The sequence below is a fragment of the Rhodococcus sp. EPR-134 genome (genome assembly GCF_001647205.1).
Classification (GTDB): domain Bacteria; phylum Actinomycetota; class Actinomycetes; order Mycobacteriales; family Mycobacteriaceae; genus Rhodococcus_F; species Rhodococcus_F qingshengii.
Genome location: NZ_LVCT01000437.1, coordinates 1 through 5,151, shown reverse-complemented (window position 1 = coordinate 5,151; position 5,151 = coordinate 1). Strand labels below are relative to the sequence as shown.

Here is a 5,151-nt window from a genome sequence, read left to right as displayed (position 1 = left end):
AAGAGCGGCTGCAACACGAACTAGCCTTGCGTCGGCGAGCGAACCGCATCCCTGGCCGCCGCGGCTCAGACGGTAAAGGTGCACGTCGACAGCAGCGCCACACTGCTGCCGCCGACTGGGCCTGACACGTCGTTTTCAACGACGACTGTTCTCGCTCCTGAGGAGAAAATGATGCCACGACTGGCATACACCGCAGCCGGCACATTGGCAGCGTGCAGCAGTCCCCTACCCCATCACTGAGATCGGCGCGTCCACGACGCTGTCCGCAGCGCCGGAAACAAGCCAGTTCGCCCGGCCCCGATCTTCCACGACGAAGGCCGCACCGTATCCGTCGCACTGAAACCCGGTAGCAGTTCCAACGCGATTTGCACCGGATGGAATCCGCTGCAAATCGCCGCCCCTGTTGAGGATCGGAGCTAGAGGTTCACCCGAAATACGGGGGCCTGTTGAACGTGTCTCGAAGAGTTGGGTATTGGCGTGACGGCTGCGGACGTTCTCTGCGGTTCGTCCTGGACATGTATTGCTCGAGCGTGGCAGACCGTTGTGCAGCGGTGTTTTCATCGGCAGTGACTATTGGTGCGATGCCGGCCAACCTCTCACGAGCGGATACCAGGTCTGCAAATCGAGACGTGTACGTCAAAATACGCACACTCGCTTCGATCGGCGACGCCGGATCTAAACGATGACCATTGTCTTCGTACAAGCGTGCCTCGTCAGCTCCGGACAGTGCCCATGACAGCGTGTCTACCTCGGCGGAGGACAGAGCGAGGGCGGGATCACGCAGAATTTCATCGGCTAACAGATGGATCTGTTGGATCCGGAAGGTCCACTCATCGGTTGAGGCGAAGAGCACCAGCCGTATGAACTCCCGAAACTCCGGGTTGTCAGTGTCGAGAATGGTTGCAAATCTGGTGTGAAAGTCGTCAAGGGCGTGGGAATCCGATACGAAATCAGCGCTATTTTTGCGTTCCTCAATCAGTCGATAGGAGTGGGATTGAAATGATTTCGCGAGCCTTACGCCACGGCCCATAGGGAGCGGCCATAGGACTCGGGTGACGTCTGAGTACCCTTCGGTGAAATATCCCGCCATCTGGCCGCGGAGCAGAATATCGAGTTTTTCGAACAAGAACAGTATCGCTGTCATGCTTGCAGCCTGCCCAGGGAAATCCGCCCAAAACTCACCCTCATCGATGTTCCAGGCTGTCATCAGACCTATCACGTAGCGGTCTCGTTCGGGGCCGTAAGAGGAAGGAAGGGCGTCGATTTCTGGACGAACCAACGTATCTATGAAGGATGTAAGCCGTGCTTGCAGGATCTCTTCGGATATGTCCGGGCGCGTGCTCATGATTCCTCCGTGGTGCCAGTCTCGATGAAAATCCACGGCATTTCAAAGGCTTTGGAACTTTTTGGTGCTAGTTCGGCGGCGCGCGGTTTACAGACCGTAGTGTGGGAGGTCTCATCGATCGATTCGTCAACAAAATCCGTGTCGTATCGATCGGTGATGACTACGTTGTCCGGATTAGCCCACACGATCCGAGCTTTCAGCGCCTCACACCCAGGCTCCTTCACATACATTTCTGTTCGTCGCCGAGTCCTTTCCAAGACCTCGGAACCGGGTTGAAGATCGCTGAACGCCGGTGCTCGTCGGAGAAATACCTCGAGAGCGCTCCACACTGAGGACGCAGCCTTCATTGCTCCAAGAGCACCGGATGCCTGAAATCCCGCACTGGCAGGGCTGAACATTCGAGTCTGTGCACTCAAAATGGGAGGCCTCTTTTCAGCGGGAGAGCCGTCCTCTCTCCATTTCTGCGCGGCGTCTGCCAGTGCCTGGCGAACTATCAGTCCGCCCAACGAGTGCGCGACCAGAAACAGCTCCTCGTACTCGGCCGTGATGTCCGTCCGAAGGGCACCAGCGCTGGTGTTGAGCGCTGCGGCGTTGGGTTTCGGAAAGAAGTCACCAATCGATCTCCGGATCCGGTCCGCTACACCTTTTGGGTTCTCTTTCCGAGACTTATAGCCAATGAACAGCATGTCGGCTTCGAGCCACCATTCTCGCTCGCCCGAGTCAGGGAAATTTTTCCAAGTCCCGATGGCGTTACCACCGAAACCGTGCACGAACACAATTAGTCGTTTGACTTTCCCAGAGTGACTGGATGCGTAGAACGTCCAGCCTTTGTACTTTTCCAGAGCGACCACTGAGTGATGCATTCGTTGATCTTTCCTTATCCGCAGAGTCGATGTAGCTCAGACGTCGGCTCCAAACCCACCTCGTCGATCACTGCGCATGTGTCACAGGTAGTCCGAGATTCGGCTGTCCTCGCGTCAATCGGCGGCAGAATTCGAGGTAGTTGCGTGTCTGCATCCAGCGGTTGAAGGTGAACTCTGGATACGCATGTTTTTGATTCCACGGTCCGGTTGCCGCAGTCGTGTGAGCCGGTTACGTGGCTTTGTCGAGCGATTGGACGATGATGGAGCGTGCTGCGAGTTCGTCTTCGAGATCTATTCGGAGGGACTCGTCGAGACCGTTGTCTGCTACAACCCAGTTGTGGTACACGGCCGTCCACAGGAATTTGAATCGCACATGGCTGTTGGTGGGCGTGTCTAGACCTTTGGTCACCATGGCTTTGTGGGCGGGGATTACCTCGTCACGCCACATCACGTACTCGGCCTCGTCGGGACATGTGAGGTAGTTCAAGAACACGAACGAGTAGGTGTCATATCCAGCTGTGAAGGTCGTGTGTCCAAGCGTCTGGTACAGCGAAGACATCTTGGGATCTTGGTAGTAAGGCGCATCCAGTTCATATGCCTGCACCATCCATTCCGGGAGCTGAATGGCAGGAACCACTGTTCCCTTTTCCTCGCCCATCACCGCGTCGATGAGGCCGTCTCCGATGATCGTCCAGGCGTCCGCATAGACGGGCCCGACCCGGACAGCGCCACGGAACAATCGCCCATGCCCGTGCACCAACCTAAGCAGATGAATCTGAAGACTGAACACCATGTCCATCAACCAATCCAAGGCTTCGTGAGCTTGCTCAGCGGCCCCAGCACCGGCTGGAAGTCTGTGCTCAGCCAATGCAGCAAGTGTCTCGATATGCTTTGGAGGTAGTGGAATCGCTACTGCCACGTTGTCTGTGAACGTGACAGCCATGGGAGGTTGCGGCGTTTCAGGTCCGCCGATTAGGCCTCGATAGAGGTCGAGATCTCCTCGGAATTCGTTGAACTGACGTACCCAGTCCCTGACAAACTCGAGCTTTGTGGCGTCTGATTCTTCTTCCCAAAACGCCTTGGTTGCGAGAGCGTCGATGTAGATGACGATCGACTCAGCCATGATCGGCTGACCGTTCGCATCATGGTAAGCATCAGCCACTGTCACGGCTTCTTCACTCGCGGCAGCTGTCTGGTCGGTCATATTCTCTCCCAAGAAGTCTCACATTTTGATGGCCGAACGTACCGCCTGACGGAAGGCTAGTCGGCCGGCAGAACGAATACGACCAATTCGAAAACGATCAGCCTCGAACCAAACGACGGCAGATTTCGAGGTTGTCTGCCGTCCTGATCCACCGGGCAAAGGTATACACGGCACGCTTGTCAGCAGGTATCTGCGCCTCCCACAACCGTCGCCACCGAAGCCACGTCCGGTAGTCGCACCGGTACTGCGGTTCGAGGTTGCGTTGGTCCAATGCGTACTGCACTCCGGTGTCTTCCGACGTCGCCGCGATCACCCGAACGGGTAGTTTGTCAGTCTGTTTCGACCAATCGAAATTCTGTGCGTACACATCCGGCATCAGCTTCTGCAGAAGGCCATCCTGATGCCCACCGCTGATGAAGTTCGTCGTTCCTTGCAACACCACCCGCACCTCCGGTGACACCACCCATCGGCAGTGCCGGAACTGGCCGCGTCGAAGCCGCTTCCCCGGTGCGCCATTGGCGTCAACGATGTCTTCAACGGAAGGCAACGACGACCGGTAACCGTCGACGAGCATCTTCATGCGTGCCTCCGATTTCGTCGCGACTTCCACCTCGACCGCAGCCAACTCACCCGACTCCAACACCTCGATGAAATCAGGGAAACGCAGACCTGAACGCTGCGGCGAATACGGTGCCACACGGTTGTCCCAGTCAGTCCGAACCGGCAACCCCAACCACGTGTTCCTCTCCCCCACAACCGTCGTCCCGGCCGGCCCCTCATCGATCAATGTCAGCCGCGACGGGACAACACCGGCCGCGACGCCATCCGACGAATAGTGCACCCCCACCGACTGCAAAAACCGATGCGACTGGCTCTCATCGCGGGCCTCCAGCATCCGAATCTGGCGCTCCGAAATCACCGTGCGTCCACGAGCTCGAGCAGCCAACGTCTGATCCGCAACCAACAACCGATGCAACAGATTCGCAGGCACCGTCATGTGCCCACGCAACGACGAATGCGACACCGGAAACTCCGCCGTCTCCAACCCCACCGTCTGACCATCAAGCGTCGGAACCAACACGACACCAGCCCACGGCTGATCCTGATTCCGCGTCAACAAACCAGCGTCCTCCATCGACCGAACACGATGCCGAGCCGTGCTGATCTTCCCCCCGTAAAACCAATGCGCCGCCTGCCTCAACGACACCACACCATGCAGCGTCATGAACCGAAGCAAGTCCTCATCCGCAGGCTTCCGACGCCACCCCGCCGGCCCCTTCCCACCCGGCTTTCCCCGCCGATCCGCCGGCACCGCATCAGCTGCGAACCGTCGCCGCGACCGAGCACGTTTCCACTCGGACACAGACTCCGGAGTCGCCAAAACTTCACGCTCCCAGGACTGCACAACCGAAACCAACGTCTCACCTCTCACCGCAGCGGCACTGCCCACACCCTACAGAACCAACCTCGCCGAAACCCGGACCTCAACCCCGACACCAGCTGTCGAGAACAACTTTCGGGCAAAAATGCTGCAACCAGCAACTATTATCGGAAAACCCCGACACTCAGCCCCCCGAGAAAATTGCTGACTAACCCCCACAACCGCACGTCACACACACCACAGATTCGCTTCGCTGTCTGGGACTGTCTGAATAACGGTGGATCCGGTCCTTGATTCAACACGCCGAGCTGAGCTTGGCGGGAAGGATCGACGATGACCGAAACACTTGATCCCATGG

Annotated in this window: 4 protein-coding genes; all 4 read right to left on the bottom strand. The window is 57.7% G+C overall.

Features of this window, described 5'->3' with window-relative positions:
- Positions 1-424: 424 nt before the first annotated feature.
- Positions 425-1,345 carry a hypothetical protein gene (locus A2J01_RS20265; RefSeq protein WP_064113432.1) on the bottom strand — a complete coding sequence of 307 codons (921 nt, stop codon included), beginning with the start codon at positions 1,343-1,345 and terminating at the stop codon, positions 425-427.
- On the bottom strand, positions 1,342-2,208 hold the full coding sequence (locus tag A2J01_RS20260; protein ID WP_064113431.1) for an esterase/lipase family protein: 867 nt from the start codon (positions 2,206-2,208) through the stop codon (positions 1,342-1,344). The genes A2J01_RS20265 and A2J01_RS20260 overlap by 4 nt, the downstream gene beginning before the upstream one ends.
- Positions 2,209-2,437: 229 nt before the next feature.
- Positions 2,438-3,412, bottom strand: a complete 975-nt coding sequence (locus tag A2J01_RS20255; RefSeq protein WP_064113430.1) for a hypothetical protein — start codon at positions 3,410-3,412, stop codon at positions 2,438-2,440.
- A gap of 97 nt (positions 3,413-3,509) precedes the next feature.
- The gene (locus A2J01_RS20250) at positions 3,510-4,547 is read right to left on the bottom strand and encodes a hypothetical protein (protein WP_064113429.1); all 1,038 of its coding nucleotides are present in this window, start codon (positions 4,545-4,547) and stop codon (positions 3,510-3,512) included.
- Between the last annotated feature and the right edge of the window lie 604 nt (positions 4,548-5,151).

What these genes read in the sequence shown, in the direction of transcription:
- A2J01_RS20265 (WP_064113432.1), bottom strand. Translation starts at nt 1,345, where the DNA reads ATGAGCACGCGCCCGGACATATCCGAAGAGATCCTGCAAGCACGGCTT.
- A2J01_RS20260 (WP_064113431.1), bottom strand. Translation starts at nt 2,208, where the DNA reads ATGCATCACTCAGTGGTCGCTCTGGAAAAGTACAAAGGCTGGACGTTC.
- A2J01_RS20255 (WP_064113430.1), bottom strand. Translation starts at nt 3,412, where the DNA reads ATGACCGACCAGACAGCTGCCGCGAGTGAAGAAGCCGTGACAGTGGCT.
- A2J01_RS20250 (WP_064113429.1), bottom strand. Translation starts at nt 4,547, where the DNA reads ATGGAGGACGCTGGTTTGTTGACGCGGAATCAGGATCAGCCGTGGGCT.